This is a genomic window from Paraburkholderia sp. CNPSo 3272 (assembly GCF_024206495.1).
Taxonomy (GTDB): Bacteria; Pseudomonadota; Gammaproteobacteria; order Burkholderiales; family Burkholderiaceae; genus Paraburkholderia.
Genome location: NZ_JAMBPQ010000040.1, coordinates 32,341 through 55,918, shown reverse-complemented (window position 1 = coordinate 55,918; position 23,578 = coordinate 32,341). Strand labels below are relative to the sequence as shown.

Genomic DNA, 23,578 nt, shown 5'->3' with positions numbered 1-23,578 from the left:
TGATTCGCCTATCCTGGCGGAAGGCGAATTAAAGGATATCGTCGATGACACAGCTCGTTCGCGATCTGAACCTTTAAGTTCTTGTCAACCCAGAAGCGCCAAACAGCAAACCACTGATTCTTTAAGAAATTTATTAAGGGCCCCATTGCAAGGCCAGATAGCGCCGAGGCGCGGCTAACCGGAAACCTGCACGAAAATCAAAGGGCACACCGCGGACCGTGTCGAGATAGATGTCGTTCATTTTGGATTCAGGGTAAGGCGTTCGCCGTCCTTGTTCACGTTAGACCACCGCGTCCCGGAGCCCAGCCGCTCGACGTAGCGTTGCAGGTCCTCGCCCCAGGGATAGTCGCTGCTCTTGCCCAGGTCCCGAACCAGACGGACGACCTTGACGCGCTTGCAGTGCGTCATGAACTGCTCGAGTACGGCAGGCCGGATATTTCTCAGCGAAGGCATCAGGTTGATTGCTTCCTCCAGCGATTGCCCTTTGCCGATGTCACTGGCGAGTTCGAGCAGCGCGCGTTCCGGAACGGAAACGAGCACGTGCGGATTGCCGCCCGGCAGGGGCTTGAGTCCTGTGTCGTAAGGCAGCTCGTTGTCGAAGATGTTGGTCGTCTGGAAGGAGTAGCGCATGTGCTGCTCAACCCACGACGGCATCTCGTAGGGCTTCTGCGCCCAGAGGACGACTTTCGCGCGGAAGGTGATGTTCTGACGCACGCCTTGCCAGTCGAGTGCCGTCTTGCCCCCGACGTGAAGACCCGGAACCCTTCGGCTGAGGTAGGCGATGATGCCGTCGCGGCTCGGGGTATCGCCCTTGAGCAGGTAGGCGCCCTTGGACAGCCGCTGCAGCCATCCGGACTTGGCCATATAGGTCGCGAGTGCCGGGCTGACGCCCATATCCTTGAGCATTTCCGTGTCGAGCGGCTGCCCGCGCGGCGCCTCCTCCATGAGGCGCTGAAGCGTCTTGCTAGCCATAGAGCCCCCCGGTGCGTAGTTTTCTTCGTAATTATCCGGTAACGTTTTTAGTTTATCAGATTATTCAATGTGAAATCGGCCGACCCAGCTGATAACGAATGGCCATCGAGTTGAAATTGGGGTCTATACATTCGCCGGCCTCAAGCGTTTTGAGCATCGCGATAGGCTGTAAGCCGCAAGTGAGGTACCGGCGACAATCAAGATGTTTGGATTTTTTGGAAAATCGCGCAGATCATTTGAGATATGAGGAAAATTCCACGCGTGCGAAGGCGCCACCGAAGGCGACAACCGACGCTTCATCCGTGACCAGAGGATATGACGCTCTGCGCCTCACCGCACAATGGCTATTTCAGCCCATCCCCCGAAATCTGAAAATCCGCCGCAATTTGCTGATGAGCATGGAAGGATGGCAGTTCGGGCTCGATATCGCAGATCCCGGCGAGGAGCTTTGAGTCGTCGGCGCCACCGCCACAGAACTGCCGTCCCGCTCTTCCCTCGCCTGGTCAACAGTCAGGAGGCCGATTCCACGACACGCGGTGCGGAACGTCCGGTCGGGTTGCCGCAGACATCGATGATGTGCGGCGGGTGACAGGGACCGGACAGTCATGTCGGCGCGTCCTTGCGGCACAGTGCTGTGCGCAACCCGTTTGCCAAATATCACGCTCGTGTAGCAGTGCTTGACACAACGAGTTCTGAAGGCCTTCGCCAGAAGATGATCGCGGCGGCGATTTTCACGAATGTCCCGTATGTGCTGTGAGGCATTCGCACTGGAGGCGGCGTCGGGGTGACAGACACACGAATGGTCTACCTGGCAGGGGCTGCGCATCCTTGAACTCGCCGGTGGCCTTATGGGGACTCCTTCCGGCGGGTGAGCACCGGCCCCGAGGACCGGTGGGGATCGACACCCCGGACAAGCGCAAGAAGGCGCACCATGCCTGTATCCGGTGAGCTGTTACAGGCGCGGCGCCGCTACCGCCTCGCTCTCGGTCTGACCGCCCGTCCTGTCGCCCAAGGGCCTGCGGCGAGCCCCGTCGCGCTCGACGTTCGCCGTGCTCAAAGGTCATCTTCGCGGGCGCCACGGCGTGGTTGCAATCGCGGGAACATGGAAGGCTGGTAGCGTGGCTGCCGCCGGCTCATTCCCTGGGGTGCTTCATGTTTTCCGATTCGATGGCCGCCTGCCATTCTTCGCTCGCCTCATCGGATTCCATCGCGTCGTCGATGGACGTGCTCGCGCGCTCGGCGGCCGCCCTCGCTTCGTCTGCCTCGATTTCGTCTCCCGCATCGGCGATCTCGGGAGGCTGGATCATGTCCCGAAGCATGGCGTCCAGCTCGGGCGTGTCCCATGGAAGGTGACGCTGCATTTGCACCTTGATGTAGTGCTTCACTTCCGCATCCTGTTCAGCGGTCAGAGGCAATCCCCTGAATGTGCTTTCCGGGCCGAGATCGATCATGGCTCCCTCCTGTCGCTGGCAGCTGCTCTACAGCAGTGTAACTCCGGTGTCATGTCTCCGCACCCCGGGCGAACGCACTCAGCAGCGCGGTGAGAATGAAGTCCGCACACGGACAAACGCTCAAGCGGCAACTTCTGGTGGTTCTACATGACTGTGTCGCATTGTCGTATCGGACCGAGTCCCCCTCGTGGTTCGCAAAGGAGGTGGCTTCCGGTTCGCACATGGCTTTTGCCAGGAACCGGGCCGGTCAGGTGGTCGCGGCGAACGACCTGCCGGCCGTTGGCCCGGCGCGCTTCCATTGCGCCGGCTGCGGTGGCGAGGTCGGAGATTCCGGCCAACCGGGTCCAAAGGCTGCTGGAATATATTGAGGATGGCCATCCCGCAGTATCGGTGGCGGTCTTCGTGCAGGACCTCAAGTTCCGGCTTCATGCCACCGGGCGCACCGTTGTGGCGCTGCTGCGCGAGGCCGATCTGGTCGTTGCATAACCGGGTCTGGTCAACAGTCTGGTTGGGTGTGGTTGCGAACAGAAACGACGCCGCGAGCCGCATAGCGTCACCAGGCAGAAAAACCGAGCGGCGGAAGCGACGGAGATGATCGAGCGCGCGTTGGCCGGAAAAGAACGACCGTAGCCTGCGTGGTGGCTGGCGTGATTTTGCTGGATGGCTGCCCTCTCCTACCCGTTCGGAGCAGCTATCAAGTCAATTTCAGGGAGATTTGAGGTCCAATTCATTTAATATGGATCCCTACACGTAATTCGGTCATTGTTTTTATGTTATACAATTAGGAATGCAAACCTTGTGGATTGCCCTAGTTCAGTTGCACAGCACCATCCTTCGCCTGTCTGCGCATCGCTTCGTTCCTCGTAATGGACTCAGGGCTATCGTGCTCCGTCCACGAACGCCAGCGATGTTGGAATCAACGTAAGATCATCCATGAGGCAAACGACGAACTGCGGTTCGGCGGTGTCAGGCCAAGCTGAATAGGCGTCTATCGTGTCATCTGACAGTTGGTGCGGCTTACAAAGAGCTTTGACGCGTTATAGCGCGGGCGGGTAGACCGCAACCAACCGTTTTTGCACATATTTTATTTGGTGGCCCAAAGGCAATCCCACGACTGGCTTGGATGCATCTAGCCGGAAAATTGTACGGAAATCAAAGTCACCCGGGATTGAATATTGCATTTGCGTATTACCTTCTGGCACGCGACTTGCGCGTCAGGTTGCTTTCTCCCCCGGAGTCAATCATGACTACGCCTGACCCGCAGATGCCCCCGCCTGACACTGGCGCGAAAATCGTTGGCAGCACCCCCGGGATGGGGCCCGGACCGGAGGTAATGGCAGCGACGACGCTCATTGGCGACAAGGTGATGTCCTCCGACGGCGAACATGTAGGCAAAATATCCGACATCATGATGGACGTGCGCAGCGGACGGATTGCCTACGCAGTCCTTTCGACCGGCGGATTCCTCGGCATCGGCGATACGCTGCACGCAATGCCATGGAGCGCCCTGACCCTGGATGCAATCGACCGGTGTTTCGTCGTCGACATCCCGGCCCAGCGACTCAAGGATGAGCCCGGGTTCGACAAGGACCACTGGCCTTCGATGGCGGACGAAAAGTGGGGCGCCACGGTCCATCACTATTACAACCGCGAACCGTATTGGAGCGCTACCCGTGATGTCAGCGAGGGACGTACGACCGACATTTAGTCCTGTCAGTTGGTTACCTACTGTCTGAGTCATGCCGCTTTTGAACCGGCTGGCTATGCGGTTGCCATGAATAGACCTTCTTATCCTTGCCAGGACGATTTGCGGGTAACGGGGAGAAGAAAGCAAATGTCCGAAGACCCCGGCGGGAACAAGTGCGAGCGGCTCGAACTCCTGCCTCAACGCTCCAGCCAGGTCCTCTGGCGACGCTGGTTTCAGGAGATAACAGTTGGACATCACCCACAACACGCCGAGAGCCTCGGGCGTGCCAGGTACGGGCACGATCAGTTCTTCAGTCACTTCAGGAACGATCCTCGCCAGGCAGTCGAAGTACCGCTTCGGAAAAGCAAAGAGCTGCGGCGAATTCAACGCGATAGCGACACCAGCGGGGCTTTCGTCAGTCGCCACGAGGTGCCCTTCCAGAGCCGCACAGCGGCCAGCCACCGCAATCCATCGGAAAGACGACTTCTGCCCGGCCCCTCGTACGCGCAACGTGATGCCAGCGCTGCCAGCCCCACATAATGTCAGGGCGGCGTCGACCAGCTTTTGTAGCATCGCCAGGTGGGATGTGGTCAGTGCCTGGGCCAGCGCATGCTGGGGTTCCGCAGCGTAATCGGGTGACCGGCGCGCGCGGACGTCGAGCTGTGCGGTGATGAGTGCACCCGCGGTCCGGACGCGATTTACCGGAGATGACGGCCCTGACATCGCCATTTCGCTCCCGAACGTCCTTTGGCCGAAGGAAATGGTTCGGGACGGGGCTCCCCGAGATGAAACCGAACGTCCTGAACGAACGGGGGCACGATACCGCGGAGGACGTCATTCCGGTTGGGGCCACGCCGTCCGCCGGGCGGAACGCGCCCGGGGCGCGAAAGAGTTGGCCTTGGCCCGACCCAAAGACGACACGCTAACTGCTGCCGTCGGGGCCTTCTGGGCCGGGCTCAAGGTCGTCAGCGCGCCGAAGCCTTGGCGACAGCATCGTCAACGGCACAGCTGTCTCGTGAAATGGACCGGCGACCAACTTCGCGGCCGCCACACGAAACCTTCGACGCTGGTCTATGCGTTCACCCAAGCCCCAAGGGCAGGCGGTTAGTGGTGACGCGTCGTGCGGTCCTTCGCCGCTTCCCTGGCATCACCGACATCTTTCCTGGCTTGCCCCGCGGCTTGCTCGACATCGCCTTTCAGTTCCCGGGACGGTCTGCCCGTGACCTTGCCCATTGCCTCGTTGACCTTGCCCTTCATCTTTTGAGCAACGCCTTTGACCTGGTCCTTGTTCATGATGCAGTCCTCCGAATATACGGCCCTGTCGCGCTATTCAGATTGCGACACTATCAGTATAGGAAAAGCGCTCCGCTTAGCGAAGTAGAACGCCTGGAGCGACACGCGTCCTGGGGACGCGGTACGGCAGAAGCGCTGTGACGCTGACGGTGCGCCCGAACGGCGCGAGAGTCGCCAGTTCCTGACTGACGCGTGGCGCGCAGCCCGCGAGGCCCGTCGGAACACGTGGCGTCGCGCAGCTCCTGCTAGACGATCAGAACGGCTGCGCTGTGTTCTGGCAACGCTTGGCCCTTGGCACGTCCGTCGTCAGTCATTGCGGCAGCGAATCGCTAGTCGAAAGGCGGCGGTGTCGCGTCGACGTGAGCCTGTAGCGGTGTTGACGCCGCGTGCAACCCGCTGCTACTGGTACTAGCCGTCTTGCTTGGGGCCGTTCCGGGGTCCGTTGACGTCGCTGTTCGCGCCACTCCTGGTACGCGCTTTGTACTGGCATCGACAAGCTTTGATTCTCGCTGGGCCTCACGAACCCGCTCGTGCGCTTTCATGATGGCATCTCCTTTGAATCAAGCATGCGCGTCGACATGATGGCCGCGCGGGAATGGCTTTTGCGCATTCCAGAAGCACCCTTTTTCAAGGAGGGGAATCATGGGCTCAATCAATCCGCGAGGTCGCACCCAAGGCGGAGCGAATATCGTGGGCGGTGGTGTTGGCGACGGCCCGGGGCCGGAGGTCATGGCTGCAGCGACGCTCGACGGGACCAAGGTGATGTCTTCAGACGGCGAACACGTCGGGAAGATTTCACACATCATGCTCGATGTGCGCAATGGTCGCATCGCCTACGCAGTGCTCTCCGAGGGCGGCTTCCTTGGCGTGGGTTCTAGCCTGCACGCCATCCCCTGGAGCGCGCTAACTCTCGATACGGACCAGAAGTGCTTTTTTGTTGATATTGCGGCGCAGCGCCTCAAGGACGACCCCGGCTTCGACAAGGACCACTGGCCGGCGATGGCAGATGCGAAGTGGGGAGAGACAACGTACAGCTACTACAACAGGAAGCCGTACTGGTCCGCAACCCAGGAGGCAGTAGAAAGCGACCCACCGTTCCGGCCGAGCGAGCATTAAAAAACTATTCGGCAAGCCGTCCGCGGGATGCCAGCCATATCTGCCGCTCAGCGCGTATGCCACCGTAATCTGCGTTGGTGGCATAGGCGCATTGCTTGAGCCACCAGACGCACGGGAATACTCGCCACGCTGCATCGCGCCCACCGCGAAGACGGCAAAGGCGCCATGGTGTGAGCAGGCTTGGATCCCGGGAGGCGCAGCAGCCTGCGTACGCGACATCCGATGTATTGAAATGAATAAAACCTACTGGGGGTGAGTTCCGCCAGTGCGACCAGTAGTCGCTCGACACCTAAAGCTGGCGAGTCCCTCGCCGCTTTTTCTGCATCTGAGTCTTCGACTTGCTGCCAGAGTGACCATCGTGTTCGCCCCGGACGCGCCAGACATTGTGGCCGTCGCGCCACTCGCGTTCGGCGTGCCCGTTCCGGGCTTCGCAAGCGTCCTCATGAACACTGGATGGCGCAGCGCAGTTCTTTTTCGAGAGAAGCTGCAATACGTACGTTGCGGTGCCGCCCCGGCCGGCGCTGCCCGCACCCCCTCACCGCCACCGTCGGCTCCCATCGCATATGCAGCACCCGACACAGATTACGGCGCTACGATATTTGATGCCTATGCATCCGCGGGCGAGCGGCGTCGACTTGCCGCAGTCCCCACCCGACTTGGGGCTACTATCGGTACTGCATCAGTCAGGGTTGGCCCTCCGCCTTGTTTTCCAGGCCGCCTCCATTCCGCGCGTCGACACTGAACGCCTCGTGAACGGTCAAGAGGAGCACCTTGTGCGCAACGGTTGAGGCGCAATTCAGCCAGCGACAGCAAGACGCGCAACCGTTTGTCGACACGGTCGCAAACAATGCACCGACGGGAAGCGAGGCCGCTGTGAGCGCGTCGCAATCCGCTGTGACGGCCGCCGGTGAGGCGACGAGTGTGACGATTGACGCCAGCAAAAAGGCCGACGAACAGGCGCGGGAGATTGCCGAAACTAACGTGAATGCCGCAGCGTCCGCCCCATACAGGGTGACCAAACAAGCAGTGGAACAAGTCCAACCCGCCACGAAAAAATAACCGTTCGTCGCGCGCCGTGTCGATGCCGGAAAGTGCGCGACTCTCATGCCTTCGTCGCCGTGGTCGCATCGATAAAGGCATGCGCAGCTTGCCCGCTCCTCTTCGAACTGAGGCAGGGCGTAGGGCAAGCAGGCGTCGACCGTTCACCACGACCTCCTTGACGGCAACCCTGACGGCTGGAACGCGCACATCGACCATATGCAGAAGAAGGTGACATGGTTTGGGACCGGGCTTCGCGGCATGAGGAAGGAAGCGGTGGCCGAACCGTTGCACGATGCCGCGGAGGAAGTAACTCCAGTCGCCGGCGCGCCGTCCCCGGAGCGGGACGCGCCTGGCGAGCAGAGGGCATGGCCGTGCCCCGGGCCCAAGACGACGACCTGAACCCTGCACGTCGTGGCACCGATCCGGGATTCAAGGTCCCCAAGCCGCTCCAGCCATTGGCGACAGCGGCGTTACCCTCCCGCTAAAGCGCAAAATGCACCGGCGATAGAGTACCGCTTCCAGCGCAACGCCGTTGAATACGACGAACAACAAGGCGTCTTCGAGGACGCAAGCCGGCGATTGTGCAAAGCGGCATGCTTCATGCGCAGAATCGATTGTGTCCCGGTTGCTGCGCTATGGCTCTCATTCTGCTGGTCGACGATGAGGATGAATCACTGTTGATGCTTCAGCTTGTTTTCGAGCGAAGTGGTCATCGGGTGCTGCTCGCCGATGGCGGTGAACCGGCGCTGGCGTTGGCGGGGCGTCATCTGCCTGATTTGATTGTCACCGACTGGCACATGCCGGGAATGGACGGCCTCGGGCTCTCCCAGAGGCTGAAGTCCTATCCCACACTTGCGACGATTCCGGTGGTGATGACATCTGGCGAGTTGCCGCCGAAAGATACGCCAGCGCTGTGGAACGTGTTTTTCTCCAAGCCCGTCGACCTGAAGGCCCTTGAGTCTGCCGTCGACTCGCTCCTGGCCAGCCGTTTGTGCTGCTCCGAAAACCGCGTCAATGTGCCGGCTCCGGCGCCCTCGCGCTGGGCCCCGATGCCATCGAGGTATTGGATGTAACCGGCCGGTGCGCGCGCCCCGAAGATGCCGTGGAGGTGGCGCCGACAGCACGACCACCCGATGTAGCCGTGGCAGCGCCACTTTCACGCGGCTGCAGACACCTGAAGAGGCGGGCACCGGCTGATGGTGACTATGAAAAGAGGCCGCCGTGGAGTGCGGCGGCCTAAGCATTGTCTTCCAGCTTGGGAGGCTGCTTGGAGGTTGCGGAGTGTCGACGCAACCGATACGTAAGGTATCAGACAATGTGCTTTCAGTCCACGCCATCTGAAATCTCTGCGGCACAATCCGGCTGCGCGTTTAGTTCTCTTGCACGCAGTGCCGCAAGGATCAAGCCTGACCCGCCGATCATGTTCCCTCGTCGTCCGGTCGTAGAGATCCAGTCCGCGACGCGAGCGATCAATGAGCTTGTCGACGAGCGCGCGCTGGCGTTCAAATGGGATACGCATCCTCGACCGTTGCTGGCAGACCGGGACACGATACGATGAAAGCATCTACCTGAACGCACTGAGGAAGCGAGGCTCGCCCCTTCTTGCAAACCTCACGGTTCCCCCTCCAAAAGCTTGACTGAGTGACTCAGGGCGTGAGGCGGACGGTCAATGCCGAGACATCAATGGCTGTTCCCGAAGTACAGCAGTCGTCCGTTGGAAGTGTCACAGACGGGTCGTCGGCCCTTACGATCACTGGCGTGACCATCGGCCAATGTCGACTACAGGCTGTGCAACTGACAAGTCGGACTGCCGGTTAGTTCGAAGGGACTCCTTTACCGCGGGTGGGCAGCAAGCGTTCAGGGTTGATCGTTGCCTGCCGTTGTGCTCAGAGACCTGTGAGGGTGCCGTGGCGCGAGCCGGCTCTGTCTCTATGCGCAAAAGGTCGGCTGCTTCGTGCTTTCCAGATAGCGACGAAATACGTTTCCTTCGGCTTCACCTATCTTTTGCTCACGCATCCACAGCCAACCTAAGAGCGCGTACGGGCACTAATATGTATGACGGTGAATAGCAATAAGAGAGGATGCTCCATGAACGCATCGGTTATCTCGGCTCTGGCTGCACTTGTCGGCGCTGCGATTGGCGGCCTGACTTCGGTTCTTGCTTCATGGCTGACCCAACGCACCCAGGTTCGCGCGGAATGGCTGGCGCATGACCGCGCCCGTCGGCAGGAACTCTACAAGGAGTTCATCGAAGAAGCGACGAAGTGCTACGTTGACGCGCTGCAACACGGCGAGCCGGACCTGCATTCGCTCGTCAACCTCTATGCGAAGATCAGCCGCATGCGGGTTCAGTCATCGCGTAATGTCGCCGATGAAGCCGACCTGATCGGACGCAAGATCGTCGACACTTACCTCGCGCCGGACAAGACATTCATCGAGATTCGCGAGATGCTCGCGAACGGCTCAATCGACATTCTCGGCAGTTTTGGCGAAGTGTGCCGCGCGGAATTCGAATCTCTACGCGCACAACAGTTCTGAAACCCGCCCACGCCCTGCCCACGTTAGCGCGGCTTGAGTTGGGCGAATAGCCATCGATGCGTTCGCAGTGCGTGCCGAGCGAGGCGCCGATGCCGCCCTGGGCCGCGACCGTATGCGAACGCGTGGGGAATACCTTCGAGAGCACACAAACCATCAATTGATGGATGCATCGCTTACTGTGATTTCGTAGCCTTAAATCAGGTCGACCCGCCATAACACGGCTCGTCAACGCCGGAGCGGTGACGGACACCGGCCAGGAAGGTGTCGCCTGATTGGACGACTAGGCCTTCTTTCCTGAATGTATATTCTTTGGAGTGCATGGAAATGAACAGACTTCACATCGTGGTGGCCTTCGCTGCTGCCCTTCACGAGCTGGAGAGTGGAAGTCTTGCCCGCGCCGGCGAAGGCCTTGACCTTCAGGTTCCCGGCGCCACGCGCCGCCTCGATCACGGCCTGCTGCTCTTCCGTTGGAATAATGCTCCTCTTCACGCGATACCAGACCTCATGTGCGCTCGCCCCTCGCGATGTAGTGTCGCGGATTTTCGCATGGCACACGGCCGATCGAGCGGTGTCCCGCGCCGGACGCGGATTCAGCACATCTGGTGTGGCGAACACCCACAGCGCCCGTCACGTCTCAACAAGCTCAAGCCCATTTTCGGCACACCATTGCCTCAGTGCGCTTTCGACAGCATCGGTTTCAAACGAATACCAACGCTCGAGAACGCCTTCACGTTCCAGCAATTCCTTGAAACGCGCATAAGCCCCTCGCTTCCGAAAAAATCCTTCGACCTGGTCGCAACATGCGGGCAACGTCTGTGCGACAAAGCGCAAGGCGAGACGGCTTCCGAGATCAAGCTCGTTCTTGTGCGGTATCGCAAGGCAGCGGTCAGAGGTTTCGAGATCGTCAGGTATCTCCCCATCATCGAACGCCTCGCTGGAATCGGAAGTCCAGTAGACTTCTCCCGTATCGAGCGAAAGATATGCGCTATGTTCCATCGGCGCCGCGCAGCTGACAAAGTCGAACGCCATGGAAAGATCGTCGTGCCTGACTGCGACCATGGCTCTTCTCCGCCTGGGTTATAACCGTTCGAGGCGCCGGTTCGCAAACCGGCTCGGGGCCAGGGATGGCCGCCCGTTTCCCACGTCGGCACCGCGACTCAAAGCTCGTCGCTCGGGTCAGCGATCTCGAGCCGGAACTGCCATCCTTCCATGCTCATGAGCATTCGCCCAAGATCGTCCCATGAGACCTCCTTGCCGTCGACGACCACGAGTGGCAGGTGGCCCGGCTGGGATTCGTCCCATTCGATACGCCCGCGCACCGTGCTGTCAATGATCCGGCGCTCATGAAAATCGACGTGCCTGACCGACAGCGCGCGACGAATCTTCTCGACGAGGCGCCCGAGCAGCACGAATACATCGTCGTCAGCTTCGCCGATCAGCTGGAACCGGTAACCGGCGGGAAGCTCACCTCGAAGCTCGAAGCCATCCAGCGCAATGCGGGCGCCCAGGAGCCGGAGCTGGAAATGGAACTGGTGGGCTTCCGCCTCGCAGTCAATCAGCTGGATGGGGTCAAGCCAGACGTTCCCGAAATCGGTGAATCCGGCGGACTCGGCAATCCTGGCATTGAAGCACGAAGTGCAGAGTAACTCATAGTGGCCATCGCCAGAACCGCAGTGGATGGTGTCCCAGGGCGGCGTCTGGTTGCCGCAATGTTCGCATCGCTTGTGTGCCATGTCGTGCCTGCTGTAACGTTTTCCTGCGATATGCGGCCCGCGAAGGCCTATTGGGGTGCGCAGAAACTGGCGAACGGATACCGCTATTTTGACAGACACGGCGAGCTGCGCCTAACTGATGCCAGGTGTCTCGCGCCGCGTGACCAGTAAGGTGACACGCCATCCATGACCGATGCGTTAGATGAGGCCGTGCCGCACGGTGGCTTCCACGCGGCAGCCGCTACAGGACTGATATGTCCGAAGCATCGTAACTAGCACCGCACCGATGTAAAATATATAGGAATACAAATCAAACACAAACTTCGATCATTATATTTATATATACATGAACGCCCCCGTTTGCATGGGCTGCACACGAATTCCATACTGCGCCAGCGTCAGCGGCGCGCCCGGACTGGGTAGGGCTCCGGCTCGATACGTACGGGAAAGTCGAGGTCGTATGCCATTGAGATGAGCATCCGTCATCCCGGCAGCTGCGTGTGCGGGGTAATCTTGTAGTAGTGGGACACGACGAAATCAGCTCGTAAGGTACGTTCGGCGAAGGAACCGTTCGCGACCGCGCATAGTTGACTGCCGCGAAGCCCGGCTGCTCTGCCGGCCGAGACGGGCTGCACGTTGATGCATTGTGACTCATGGGTTACAATGGCGCGCATGATAAAGCTGATCATCATCCCCGGATTCGATGCTTGGCTTTCCCGCGTACGAGATCGTCAGGCCGCGACGGCGATCACCGGTCGGCTCAAGCGTGCAGCGTTAGGCAACCTCGGATATTGGCGTGCAGTCGGCGACGGCATCCCGGAGATGAAGATCGACGTCGGTAAGGGGTATCGGGTCGATTTCACGCAGCGCGGCGACGTCCTGGTGATCATTTTGTGCGGTGGGGACAAGTCCACGCAGTCCGCACACATCAAGCGGGCGAAGGCCATCGCGCAAGAGCTGGAGGATTGAAATGAAAGCAAGCGAGCTGATGGAGTTCGACGCTTCGAAGTACCTGAAGGACGAAACGGACTACCGGCTGTACCTTGCGCAAGCGTTTAAGGGCGGCGACCCGGTCGAGATTCAGGCGGCGCTCGGGGACGTTGCCAAGGCGCGAGGCATGACGGCGCTCGCGCGCGAGTCGGGCGTTGCACGTGAGGCGCTGTACCGGGCGCTCTCCAACAAGGGGAATGCGGAGTTCGCGACGATCATGAAGGTGATCGGGGCGATGGGCCTGCAACTTACGCTGACGAAGCCCGAGGAAGGCCTGAAAGCGAAACTCAAGGCAAAGGCTGTAGCGAAGCCTGTCGCGGCGAAGAAGAAGGCTGCGACGGTCGCGAAACGTGGCGTCAGCACGGCGACGAAGGCTCGTGCCAATGCTACGGCCCGAAAGACCGCTAAAGGGCCCACCAAGGCCAGGAGCGCCCACGCGCACGCCTGAAGCACCATTCCACTCGCAGCCGACGCCGGCCTCGCGGGCTTCGTCGCCTATGCGACTTCGAATAATGGATAAGAACAATCGGGCTCGGTCTCGCGAAGAGATGCTGAAGCGCGGCATTCTGGCGGGTGCCTTGATTAAGCGCATCCGCCGACTGACGCAGGATCAGCAGCGAGCTGGGTGAAGGCCTTCGGATCGTGATCACTTCCAGAGTGGTGCGCGCAGTTACAAGCTGACATTGGGCGAATCGCCTTCGGTCTCGCTGCGGGACCGTTCCTGACTTAACTGAGCGCTTTCCGTGAATGTGGCTCGCTCGCGGATTCGTGGGCAAACGCTCGACCATCAATGCCGGTGTTGAGTCCCACGCTTGCGCGGCTCTACAGCACCGTGCACGGGTCGCGGGAACCGGTTGCCAATGCGCGCGGAGTGTTTCCGTCGGTCATTTCCGCCGGCTTCTGGGTGGGTGGCCAGTACGGAGAAGGCGCGCTGCGGGTGGTAGGCCAGACGGCAGGCTACTACAGTTCGGCCGCCGGCTCATTCGGCCTGCAGATCGGCGCGCAGTTCAAGGCGCTGATCTCCCTGTTCATGACGCAGGATGCGCTCGACCGCTTCCGTAACAGCGAGGGCTGGGCTGCCGGCGTCGACGCCACAGTCGCGGTGCTGGAAGTGGGCGCCAATGGCGACATCGATACGTCGACCGCAGCCAGCGCGGCACAGGCTTTCGTCCTCACCAATGCCGGACTGATGGCGGGTGTCTCGCTCGAAGGCACCAAAGTCACGCGTCTGCATATCTGCGCAGTGCGACTGGGCGGCTATCGCTGCAACCGCTTGCAAACTAACCTGCTGCGAGACCGGGTGCCACCAGGCGAGCTGACTGCGTTCCCCACGAATCCGGTGTTTCGGCACGTGCCTTGCTATTGGCATGTGAACTGCCCGCCGCAGTGAGCCCCGCAAGGGATATCCGGCGTTGGACATTCGCTACTGGAGGGTGAGATGAACAAGGATCAGGTGAAAGGCACGGCCGCGAAAGTAAAGGGCAACGTAATCGAGACGGTCGGCAAGTAACCGGTAACACACGGCAGGAAGTGAAGAGCGACGTGCAGCAGGCAGCTGGCGAAGCCCGCAAGCGTGCCGGTGATTGTCAGGGAAGCGGTGAAGGACTCCACGAAAAAGCCGGTTTGACGATCAGCGGGCCGGGCGCGCGTAAGGTTAGCCGGCCCGCCCGTTGCGCTTCGTCCGCGAACGGCCAAGCGGACACGAAGAATCGTACCTGTCCACCACCTGGAGATGCCGGATGCGGATCGCCCAGATTGCGCCGTTGCACGAAGCCGTACCGCCGCAACTGTACGGGGGCACCGAACGTGTCGTGTCGTATCTGACCGAGGCGCTGGTCGCTGAGGGGCATGACGTGACCCTGTTCGCCAGCGGCGACTCACGTACCCAGGCACATCTCGAACCCGCGTGGCCGCGTGCAATGCGGCTTGACCCGTCCATCAGTGATCCGCTGGCGCCGCACCTGCTACTACTCGAAAAGGTCCGGCGCGCGGCATCCCGCTTTGACGTGCTGCACTTTCATCTCAGCTATCTGCCCTTCTCCACGTTTTCGCAACTTGCCGTACCGTTCGTCTCCACCCTCCATGGTCGTCTGGACCTTCCGGAGTTACAGCCGGTGTTCGACGCGTTCCCGGACGCTCCGGTCGTCTCGATTTCATCTTCGCAGCGCTCCCAGCTTCCGCAGGCCAACTGGCTCGGCACGATTTACCATGGCCTACCTGAACATCTGCTCGGACCGCAGCCGCAGACGGGCCCTCCCTATCTGGCGTTTCTCGGCCGGATCTGCCCGGAAAAGCGTGTCGATCTGGCCATCGAGATCGCGGCGAGGGCGAAGCAACGTCTGAGGATTGCCGCGAAGGTAGACAGGGCCGACCAGGCGTACTTCGGGAGCGTGATCGAACCGTTGCTGTCCCGGCCACATGTAGAATTTGTCGGTGAGATTGATGAGACACAGAAGGCCGCCTTTCTGGCGGGAGCGAGCGCGTTACTGTTTCCGATTGACTGGGCTGAGCCGTTTGGTCTGGCAATGATCGAGGCGATGGCGTGCGGCACGCCGGTGGTCGCGTTCAATCGGGGATCCGTGCCAGAGGTGATCACAGACGGTGTGACGGGCTTCATCGTGGACGGTGTTCAGGACGCGGTCGAAGCCCTGACCCGGATCGACTCTCTCTCCCGCAAGGAAATACGCGCACAGTTCGTCGCACGTTTCACATCGCGACGCATGGCCCGCGAGTACCTCGATATCTACACGATGCTGACCCGGTCGTCCCGCCTTTTCGGGTCGCCGCAGGTCGGGCGGCGTTGACCATGGCACATCGCGGAGCAACCCGGTCGCCGGTCTGATCTGACCGTTGTGAAGACAGGTTACGGCGCCGCTGACGCTCGCCTTTGTCGCGCCGGACATGCTGTCATGTCAACCGTTGTTGACGAAATCGCCGCCAGTGGCGCGGCCTTCGAGCACGTCTCTGCCGAATTGAATCAGGACGCGGCACGCCTCTTCGTGGGTCTTTGCGGGCGTTGCCCACCGCGGCGTCACCCGAGAATCCCTGACGTGATCGCTCCTGGTTTTGTCGGTGATCACGATCCAGCCAGTAAAGTTCGCTTGCTCCGGATCATTCGAGACATTCGCGTGTATCTCAATTCCCGGCTTGTACTCGGAAAGTTGGCTTGTCATGGGGGGCTCCTCTGAAGCTCAACGAAAAGCGTAGCACGCTCATCGGAGCGCGAACCCGCCACTTATGTGCGTTACCGCACAAATCGCCCGACCCTAACCTTTCAATCGTGAACCGAATATGAGCAACCCAGACGCAGAGAAGCCGCACCTGATCGCGGCTGTGGCCGAAGACATGGCGAACAAGCTGGAGCGCAATGCGATGTGGCCGGGCGATTTTCAGGACGCAATCGCATAGGTCACGAAAGCGCTCGCCGATATCAAGCGCTGATCCCCACGCAAGGCAGACAAACCGATCACCAGCCCCTTTTGCCGGCGACCAGCTCCGTGGCGATCGCCGAAAAGCGCCGCTGCACCACGTCGAGCTCCGAAAGCAGTCGCGTGAGCAATTCGAAATCGCTGGAGCCTCCACGCGTCATCGCATTCACCTGATCTTCGAACCTGCCTTTCACTTCTGCAGAAGCTTCGTAGGCAGCCTGCAGATCGTCCAGGTCCATTCAAAGTGCCTCCAGGTTTTTAGAGGACAGGTTAGCACGCAGCTTTCTTTGCGTTTCCATGCGCGGACAGCCAAACATGTATTCGTCGCCCGATAACGAGGAAACGATGAAAGCCAGGAATGCACCGCCCAGCGCGCGCTTCGCAGTGGTCTCGAATCCCGCGACCATCCTCGAAGCGGACCGAGGACTACTGCTGCGGGTCGTTGCAGATCGCCCGCGAATGCACACCCTGCCTGACCCCATACAGGATCAGGTCCAACATCTGGCGAGGTAAATATGGCGCGCGTCCGGTGCCCGCATAGCGTCTCTCGAACGCCTGCCAGCCCTGCTGGATCTGTTGTGGCGTGCCCTCGACGAGCATGGTGCCGATCTGCATGTACCGGTATAAAAGCGGCGCGACAAGGCGGCAGCAAAGCGCTTCTTCGAAGAGGTGTTGGGTTCGGGCCCAGCGCCGCACAGGATAGCTACCGACCCGCTGCGCAGTTATCCGGCGGCGAAGGCTGGCATTCCCGAGCTCGCTCATGTGAAGCACGTCTTCGTCAAAGGGGCTGCACGCATGAACAACCGCGCCGAGAACAGCCAAGGCGAAACCGGCCCAGTCCTGTCATTGCCTCGTGCCTTCACAACGACACTTGTACTTCGCCCCCGTACGCGATAGCGGCCGTCGTGCGCGAGCCCGCTTGCTGTCATCCGTAGAGGCATCCTACCCAAAGCGGGACCACCACGGTTCATGCAAGTGCTGTTCGACGCTTGACGCTTGTCTGCCATTCGGACAATGCACAACACTGGATGCGTTTGCCACCGTCTCATTCAAGCGCGTCCCCGACGCGGCCGTTCCCGGAAGCTATCGCAACGGCTCCCGGATCTCTCATGCCTGCTACACTCCCTCGGACGTGACGGGCCTTTCTTTATCCGTCGGCGCGGTCATCGCGGCGATCGGCGACAAGATCTCTGCTGCAGCCGCCAACGAAATTTTGGAACATGGACGGTCAGCGCCTCCCTTGCTACCTTCCTGTACGGTTGCACCGACACTCCGCAACCCCAGCAACTCCCTCGCTGGAAGCATTTCCTTTTGGGGCCGCCGCTTTCCTGCAGAACCGGCGGCTTTTGTGTGATTGCGCGCGACATGTTGCGGCAACAAGCTCGTACTGGCGCGCGCGGCTCAACGGCGTGGAGGGAGTTCGCGGCTGACTGCAACCCGCGAACACGATGTGCATGCCCCTTTTGAACCGACTGGACGCACTCCACGCAGGTCAGGGAACCGCTGCCTGCGTGGGCCACCTTAGCTTTCGCAGAGGTTGAGGCGGCTCGTGCCGAACATCGTTAGGTGTCTGAGATCTCGCTGCAAGCCCGTTTTACCGATCTGGATGCCCAGATGGATGGCTACGGGGCGGGATTCGTACGGCGCCCCACATAGTCTTGTTTTTTTCGCCCAAAAATGTATGCCGGTGTCGGTTAGCTTGGAGCAAGTTTCGACAAACTCCCTCGCCGTCCTTTGAATTGATAAGATTAGCTAATTAAATAGTGTTCGAGAATGCCGTACCTTTGCGCGCGGCAACTGAATCCATGGAGTAATGCTGGCCGGCCATGACACATTGCGGCGACAGGAGGGAATTTGCATGTTCGACGATTTCATCGAGTTCGCAAGACGAATCCGGCGCAGCGAAGGCTTCAAGAATGCGCTCACTACGCCAGCGCGACTTTCCCTGCATGCGATGCAGCGCCTCAACCGTGGCTACTTCGTCATAGAGATCCGGGCAAGTTCAGGCTTTTTCTCCGTGATGCAGATTGTGTTATGCATCCTGCTGTACTGCGATGAAAACCGTCTGACGCCGGTCGTCTCCGCGCGCGGCGGCAGTTATGGCGACGCGCAAGGAAAAATCGACTGGCTGGCCGAATGCTTTGAAAAACTCGCGCCGTCGACCGCGCCAGTTGCCGTGTGCCGGCGTTTGCGGACGTCCGTCGCAAGCGATCTCGGCGATCTGGGTTTTCGACGTTACGAATCCGGTCTTGAGTTCGAGCGGGCGAGCACCCTGTTCCTGTCGCACTATCGGCCAACCGCGTCGATCCGCGAGGAAGTCGATCGCATCCGCCGGCGTCTAGGTATCGGCGCATCGACACTCGGGGTCCATTTTCGCGGCACCGACAAGAAGTTCGAGGCCCATATGATCGAGCGGGATACACTTTGCCGTACGGTCGAGAGAACGCTTGCCGACGAACCCCATCTCACCAACATTTTCGTATCCAGCGACGAGCAGCCTTTCCTTGATTTTTTCTTGAACTGGAACTTCGCCGTGCCGGTCAATGTCGCGCCCGCCACGTTGCTCGCGACAGGCGAGAAGCCCGTGCATTTCAGCGGACATCCAGGACTCGCAATCGGCCGCGAAGCACTGGTCGCGAGCCTGCTTCTCTCAAATTGCGGGTATCTGATCAAGACGCCTTCATATCTCTCGGCCTGGTCGAAAATCTTCAACCCCTCCCTGCGGGTGAAGCTCGTCGCGCCTCCACGCGAAAACGCATTCTGGTTTCCCGATAGCCAGATCTGGACCGAGCAGATAACGCGCGGAATCGACCTGGCCAATGCGGGCATCAGGATCGAGGATTCTGATTCGCTTTTCAAGGAGAACGGGAGGCCTGCGTGAGAAGGTCTCTCACCCGCCCTTCCTGTTTTTTTAGGATACCTTGTCGAACGCTATGACGCGTTAGTGACGCTCTCCCCGGTCCGCTTCTCCAGGGGCCTGCCGGCCAATGAGCCGGACAACAATGAGCCGGACAATTCCGCAGATATCAGAGGTGGTCGCGCAAAATCGGACAGCGGGATAAGTGGAACGGCCGGGGCCTGAGCCAGCGATAATGCAGGCAAAGGAACCGAGGAAATGACGAAACGAACCCGACGCACGCACTCAGCGGCGTTCAAAGCGAAAGTGGCCCTGGCGGCAGTCAAGGGCGAGCGCACGCTCGCCGAACTGGCGCAGCAGTTCGATGTGCATCCGAACCAGATCACGGAATGGAAACGGCAGTTGCAGGAGCGTGCGGCTGACGTGTTCGGTGCGGCCGGCCCGGTGTCGAGCGAGCCACCGGTGGACGTGAAGACCCTGCACGCCAAGATCGGCCAACTCAGCCTGGAAAATGATTTTTTAAGCGGTGCGCTCACCAAGGCGGGATGGCTGAGCGCAAAGCGATGATTGACCGTGGCCATGCGTTGCCGGTTTCGCAGCAAGTCCGGCTTGTTGGTATCGCGAGATCGAGCGCGTATTACCGGGCGCGGCCTGTCAGCGAAGTCGATCAACGTCTGATGCGACGGATCGACGAACTGCATCTGGAGATCCCATTTGCCGGTGCACGGATGCTGGCGCGCCTGCTGCGCCGGGAAGGCCACGAGGTCGGGCGCCGCCACGTGCGCACGCTCATGAAGCGCATGGGCGTGGAGGCGCTGTACTGCAAGCCGAACACGAGTCGACGCAACGCGCAGCACAAGGTCTGGCCGTATCTGCTGCGCGGCATGAAGATCGAGCGGGCCAACCAGGCCTGGGCACTCGACACGACCTACGTTCCCATGGCGCGCGGCTTCGTGTATCTGACGGCGGTGGTGGACTGGGCCAGCCGCAAGATCCTCACGCACCGCGTAGCGATCACGCTGGAAGCCGCGCATGCCGTCGAAGCGCTGGAAGAAGCGTTTGCCCGCTATGGGCACCCCGACATCGTGAATACCGATCAGGGCAGCCAGTTCACAGCGGGAGCCTTCACCGAGGCGGTGCTGGGCCGAGGCATCCGGCTGTCGATGGACGGCAAAGGCGCCTGGCGCGACAACGTGTTCGTCGAGCGCGTGTGGCGCAGCATCAAATACGAAGAGATTTATTTGAGAGCCTACGAGTCGGTCAGCCACGCCCGGCGCTCCATTGGCCAATATATTGAGCTGTACAAGTACGTTTCATAGTGCCCAACCTCGCTATGTCGTTGATAAATCAAGAGAGCCCTGCTGTGTTGTTGGTATTGTGGGGTGTCCACGCCGTGTTTTAGCGCGCGCAGCGAGCTCAGCGACAACGTCGGTGTTCAGCGAATTTCGATTGAAGATCCATGGTCCATTGGGCAACGGGTGCTCCGCCGCGATGTCGCCGCGCTCGACTGCGAGCCTGAGGGTCCTGGAACTCACGCCGATGAACGCTGCTGCCTCGGTCAGATTCATCCATCCTTCGGCTGTGCGCCGCTCACTCGAATATACGGGGATCTGGTGGTAACTGCGCAACGCGGTAACCCGCTCCTGGGTCCAGAAGTTGCCCCGACCGGTGCGCAGGTCATTGCGATTGAGTACGCCGCCGATCAACACATCCGGACAGATGCGAGCGAGTTGACGCACGGCATCAATCGCTTCGCGTGACGTGTGAGTAGTGTTCTGGCCGCGTCGCCGGCGCGGTACACGAACTTCGGTATGAACACCGCCCTTCCAGTGAATGACCAGCACGATTTCGCTTGTTGTGTCGTCGATGTCGACGACGACTTCGTGAATCAATGTGCGAACAATGCGCTTCTTCAGACGGGCATCGGCTTGCGGCCAGATCGCTTCCAACGCTACGGCAAGGTCGGTAAAGTCCTCGGGCTGCGCAGGAGGGACTTGGTCGGATGCGCACGACTGTTGCTCGATACGCGATTCCAACTCCGCCACGCGCATCAGTGCATCATTCCAGCGCCGCTCCAGCTCGTCAGCGACGAGCCGGTTCTCCGGATCAGCAGAGTCGTACTGCTTCTGCGCACGATTTGCTGCATAGCGTGCCGCCTGCAGATCACGTTGCAATGCAGCCAGTACTTCGTCATGCTTATGAGCATCTTCTTCGCGCGTCACGATCGCCGCCTCGATTGCTGCAGGTTGAACTACCCGCAAGACCGCCTGGGCAACGGCCGCATCCACGCGTGTACCGCCGAAGGCGATGCAGCGAGGCTGCCCTTTGTCGAGCCACGCCCGATGACAGGTATAGCGCAAGGCGTCATGCTGGTTACCGGTGTAGTGTAGCGTCAGCTTGCCCGCGCAGCGCCGGCAACGCAATAGCCCCGATAACAACGCCTCGCCGTTCTTTGGGGCGCCTGCCTGTCCGCCAAGACGCACGTTAGCGTGAATCAGGTGCTGGATTCGTTCAAACTCGTCCCAGCCAACGTATCCGTCGTGTGCATTGGGGATCAGCGCCAACCATTGATCTCGCGGTTTGCGGCGGTTACGTTTGCGCGGTTCCCCGTCCTCGTAGAAGATCGTGCATTCCGTCTTGCCATAAGCATACGCGCCGCCGTAGATCGGGCTGGTCAGGATCTGGTACACCGTGGCGTAGCTGGGCCGCTTCCAGTGGACCTCGCCGCGCGGTGTGCATGCTGGCAACTGCAGGCCTTGTTCCAGGAACCACAGTAACGTCTGGCGGACCGAACCAATCGCGGCGAACTGACGGAACACCGAACGGATGGCTTCTTGCACACGCAAATCCGGATCCTTCTCCAGGCGCTGGTCTTCGGTCTTGCGGTACCCGACCGGTGCCGAGATGACGAGTTCGCCTCGCTTGGCTTTCTCCCGTCGTGCTTCCAGCGAGCGCTGACGCAACAGATCCAGCTCGTATTCGTTCAGGCTGCCCTTGAGCCCGAGCAGCAACCGATCGTTACTCTGCCTCGGTGCGTACACGGTTTCCTGATCGATCAGAACAGTGTCGACGACGCGGCACACTTCAACCAGTTGCTGCCACTCGCGGCTGTTGCGTGCGAATCGCGAAACCTCGCGAGCGGCAACCGCACCGACCCGCCCAAGACAGACCTCCGCCACCATGCGTTCGAAGCCCGTGCGCGCCTGCGTACCGGCCGCAGAGCGGCCCAGATCCTCGTCGATTACTTCGACTTCATGCCAGCCCAACTGATGCAGACGGTCCTCCATCGCGTACTGCAGCTTCTGGCTCTCGAGATTGTGGCTAACCTGGTAGGCCGACGATTGCCGCACGTACAGCATGGCCTTGCGAGCCAGATGCTGTGCCCGGATCTTGTCACTCATCGCACACCTCCTGTTCGTGTGCGACGGTGAACAGCCCGCGTCGATGTTGCCGCAGCAATTGTGCCAGCAAGCGCACCGTCTGCTGCCGTACCTCCGGCGGCAGGTGCGCCCACTGTGGTGTCTTCGGGCATGGACGAAACAGGTCGAGTTGATCGCCCGGTTGCGGGCTCGTCGCGCGTCGCATCAGCACCTCCTGTACGGAGAAAAGGATGGTGCTCGGCTTGTACCATATCCGCCTGGCGGGCAAGCGACCTATCAGCCAGTAAGCACTTCAGTTCATGCAGCGCCTCGCAGCTGACGACTGGATGGATGGCAAAAGTAATACGACAACACGCAAGCGGATCGAACATCCACTGCGGCACCTCCGATACACGCGACGTCTCGAGCGAATCCAGCGCGCAGCGCAGAACAGTCTCTCCGTACTTCTCTATCGTGTTGAAAACCCACACCGTACGTCCGTACCATGGATGCCAGCGATAGAGAACTTCCTGCGACTCGGTAATATGGGTGTTGTGTTGACGGCTTGTACAACCGCAAACGTCCTCATTCGAGCCTGGCGGATCAGACGCCCGATGAGGCATACTTCGCGACGCTGCCAGCGATCAAATCGGCAGCATGATCGCCTCGGACGCTCCACTTAAAAATCTCGGGACCCTGTCCGAACAAGCGGCGCCACCTCTATCCGCATGCAGGCGAGAGCACTCAATGAGGCCACGTACCGGTAGGTGACCGTTATCAGCAAACTGAGGGAATCCCGGGGCGGGGATTGATTCGGAAAGCTGAACGCGGATTGGGCACTGACCTCTTCGAACGTCGTCTGCGGTTCGACCTTCCCATCCGCACATAGGCAAACGGCGCGGCGGCGGTGCCGATCGCGGTGCTCCGGAAGTTGCGCACATTCGTCTGCAATCCCGCAGAGCCACGCTATTCGTTCTCCAGACGCTCCAATTACCGGTCTAGTGTCAAACGGGTGCGCAAATCCAAGGCCACGCCAGCGGCCACTTTTTGCATTTGCTGAGCGCGCCCGTTTCTTCGGATGTTTCTCCGATATTGTCCGCTAGACAGCGATGCCGCTTTGACCTTAATCCGCGC

19 protein-coding genes and 3 pseudogenes are annotated in these 23,578 nt (G+C 60.3%); 13 read left to right on the top strand and 9 right to left on the bottom strand.

The features are described from left to right. Nucleotides 1-237: 237 nt before the first annotated feature. Both M3I53_RS31250 and M3I53_RS31245 read right to left on the bottom strand, forming a co-directional pair. The gene (locus M3I53_RS31250; protein ID WP_254319683.1) at nucleotides 238-972 is read right to left on the bottom strand and encodes a type IV toxin-antitoxin system AbiEi family antitoxin domain-containing protein; all 735 of its coding nucleotides are present in this window, start codon (nucleotides 970-972) and stop codon (nucleotides 238-240) included. A 1,133-nt stretch (nucleotides 973-2,105) separates the two neighbouring features. Continuing rightward, nucleotides 2,106-2,423, bottom strand: coding sequence for a hypothetical protein (locus M3I53_RS31245; protein ID WP_254319682.1), 318 nt, complete (start codon nucleotides 2,421-2,423; stop codon nucleotides 2,106-2,108). A gap of 279 nt (nucleotides 2,424-2,702) precedes the next feature. On the opposite strand from M3I53_RS31245, the gene M3I53_RS31240 reads away from it, so the two are divergent. Together M3I53_RS31240 and M3I53_RS31235 are read left to right on the top strand one after the other, a co-directional pair. After that, nucleotides 2,703-2,909 carry a hypothetical protein gene (locus M3I53_RS31240; RefSeq protein WP_254319681.1) on the top strand — a complete coding sequence of 69 codons (207 nt, stop codon included), beginning with the start codon at nucleotides 2,703-2,705 and terminating at the stop codon, nucleotides 2,907-2,909. A gap of 757 nt (nucleotides 2,910-3,666) precedes the next feature. Continuing rightward, the gene (locus tag M3I53_RS31235; protein ID WP_254319680.1) at nucleotides 3,667-4,131 is read left to right on the top strand and encodes a PRC-barrel domain-containing protein; all 465 of its coding nucleotides are present in this window, start codon (nucleotides 3,667-3,669) and stop codon (nucleotides 4,129-4,131) included. Nucleotides 4,132-5,214: 1,083 nt separating this feature from the next. Here the strand turns inward: M3I53_RS31235 and M3I53_RS31230 are convergent. Further along, entirely contained in the window at nucleotides 5,215-5,403 is a 189-nt protein-coding gene (locus tag M3I53_RS31230) for a CsbD family protein (protein ID WP_254319679.1), read from the bottom strand. A gap of 642 nt (nucleotides 5,404-6,045) precedes the next feature. Here M3I53_RS31230 and M3I53_RS31225 point away from each other — a divergent pair. The 4 genes from M3I53_RS31225 (at nucleotide 6,046) to M3I53_RS31210 (ending at nucleotide 10,098) form a co-directional block, all read left to right on the top strand. Further along, nucleotides 6,046-6,519, top strand: a complete 474-nt coding sequence (locus M3I53_RS31225) for a PRC-barrel domain-containing protein (protein WP_254319678.1) — start codon at nucleotides 6,046-6,048, stop codon at nucleotides 6,517-6,519. A 771-nt stretch (nucleotides 6,520-7,290) separates the two neighbouring features. Continuing rightward, nucleotides 7,291-7,578: a hypothetical protein gene (locus M3I53_RS31220; protein WP_254319677.1), complete on the top strand. Its 288-nt coding sequence runs from the start codon at nucleotides 7,291-7,293 to the stop codon at nucleotides 7,576-7,578. A gap of 617 nt (nucleotides 7,579-8,195) precedes the next feature. Further along, nucleotides 8,196-8,633, top strand: a complete 438-nt coding sequence (locus tag M3I53_RS31215) for a response regulator (RefSeq protein ID WP_254319676.1) — start codon at nucleotides 8,196-8,198, stop codon at nucleotides 8,631-8,633. Nucleotides 8,634-9,615: 982 nt separating this feature from the next. Continuing rightward, nucleotides 9,616-10,098 carry a hypothetical protein gene (locus M3I53_RS31210; RefSeq protein WP_254319675.1) on the top strand — a complete coding sequence of 161 codons (483 nt, stop codon included), beginning with the start codon at nucleotides 9,616-9,618 and terminating at the stop codon, nucleotides 10,096-10,098. A 627-nt stretch (nucleotides 10,099-10,725) separates the two neighbouring features. Here the strand turns inward: M3I53_RS31210 and M3I53_RS31205 are convergent. After that, nucleotides 10,726-11,157: a hypothetical protein gene (locus M3I53_RS31205; RefSeq protein WP_254319674.1), complete on the bottom strand. Its 432-nt coding sequence runs from the start codon at nucleotides 11,155-11,157 to the stop codon at nucleotides 10,726-10,728. Between the two features lie 98 nt (nucleotides 11,158-11,255). Then, entirely contained in the window at nucleotides 11,256-11,831 is a 576-nt protein-coding gene (locus M3I53_RS31200; RefSeq protein ID WP_254319673.1) for a hypothetical protein, read from the bottom strand. 651 nt (nucleotides 11,832-12,482) lie between these two features. Between M3I53_RS31200 and M3I53_RS31195 the strand changes: the two genes are divergently transcribed. The 4 genes and pseudogenes from M3I53_RS31195 (at nucleotide 12,483) to M3I53_RS31180 (ending at nucleotide 15,604) form a co-directional block, all read left to right on the top strand. Then, nucleotides 12,483-12,779: a type II toxin-antitoxin system RelE/ParE family toxin gene (locus M3I53_RS31195; protein ID WP_254319672.1), complete on the top strand. Its 297-nt coding sequence runs from the start codon at nucleotides 12,483-12,485 to the stop codon at nucleotides 12,777-12,779. A gap of 1 nt (nucleotide 12,780) precedes the next feature. Then, a complete protein-coding gene (locus M3I53_RS38710; RefSeq protein ID WP_254319671.1) occupies nucleotides 12,781-13,248 on the top strand; it encodes an addiction module antidote protein in 468 nt (155 codons plus the stop codon). Between the two features lie 326 nt (nucleotides 13,249-13,574). Continuing rightward, nucleotides 13,575-14,037: pseudogene (locus M3I53_RS38515) on the top strand (YSC84-related protein); the annotation flags it as partial. Between the two features lie 502 nt (nucleotides 14,038-14,539). Next, nucleotides 14,540-15,604: a glycosyltransferase family 4 protein gene (locus M3I53_RS31180; protein WP_254319669.1), complete on the top strand. Its 1,065-nt coding sequence runs from the start codon at nucleotides 14,540-14,542 to the stop codon at nucleotides 15,602-15,604. A gap of 108 nt (nucleotides 15,605-15,712) precedes the next feature. Here the strand turns inward: M3I53_RS31180 and M3I53_RS31175 are convergent, their stop codons facing one another. Further along, nucleotides 15,713-15,973: a hypothetical protein gene (locus tag M3I53_RS31175; protein ID WP_254319668.1), complete on the bottom strand. Its 261-nt coding sequence runs from the start codon at nucleotides 15,971-15,973 to the stop codon at nucleotides 15,713-15,715. A 293-nt stretch (nucleotides 15,974-16,266) separates the two neighbouring features. Beyond that, nucleotides 16,267-16,467 (bottom strand): hypothetical protein, encoded by a 201-nt coding sequence (locus tag M3I53_RS31170; protein ID WP_254319667.1) that lies wholly within the window; start codon nucleotides 16,465-16,467, stop codon nucleotides 16,267-16,269. 334 nt (nucleotides 16,468-16,801) lie between these two features. Here M3I53_RS31170 and M3I53_RS31165 point away from each other — a divergent pair. The 3 genes and pseudogenes from M3I53_RS31165 to M3I53_RS31155 all read left to right on the top strand — a co-directional run. Then, nucleotides 16,802-17,059, top strand: a pseudogene (locus M3I53_RS31165) (DDE-type integrase/transposase/recombinase); the annotation flags it as partial. A 1,027-nt stretch (nucleotides 17,060-18,086) separates the two neighbouring features. Then, nucleotides 18,087-19,109 (top strand): hypothetical protein, encoded by a 1,023-nt coding sequence (locus M3I53_RS31160; RefSeq protein ID WP_254319666.1) that lies wholly within the window; start codon nucleotides 18,087-18,089, stop codon nucleotides 19,107-19,109. Between the two features lie 234 nt (nucleotides 19,110-19,343). After that, nucleotides 19,344-20,389: pseudogene (locus M3I53_RS31155) on the top strand (IS3 family transposase); the annotation flags it as partial. A gap of 27 nt (nucleotides 20,390-20,416) precedes the next feature. Here M3I53_RS31155 and M3I53_RS31150 read toward each other — a convergent pair. Continuing rightward, nucleotides 20,417-22,486, bottom strand: coding sequence for a recombinase family protein (locus M3I53_RS31150; RefSeq protein ID WP_254319665.1), 2,070 nt, complete (start codon nucleotides 22,484-22,486; stop codon nucleotides 20,417-20,419). Further along, nucleotides 22,479-22,670, bottom strand: coding sequence for a hypothetical protein (locus tag M3I53_RS31145; protein ID WP_254319664.1), 192 nt, complete (start codon nucleotides 22,668-22,670; stop codon nucleotides 22,479-22,481). The genes M3I53_RS31150 and M3I53_RS31145 overlap by 8 nt, the downstream gene beginning before the upstream one ends. Between the last annotated feature and the right edge of the window lie 908 nt (nucleotides 22,671-23,578).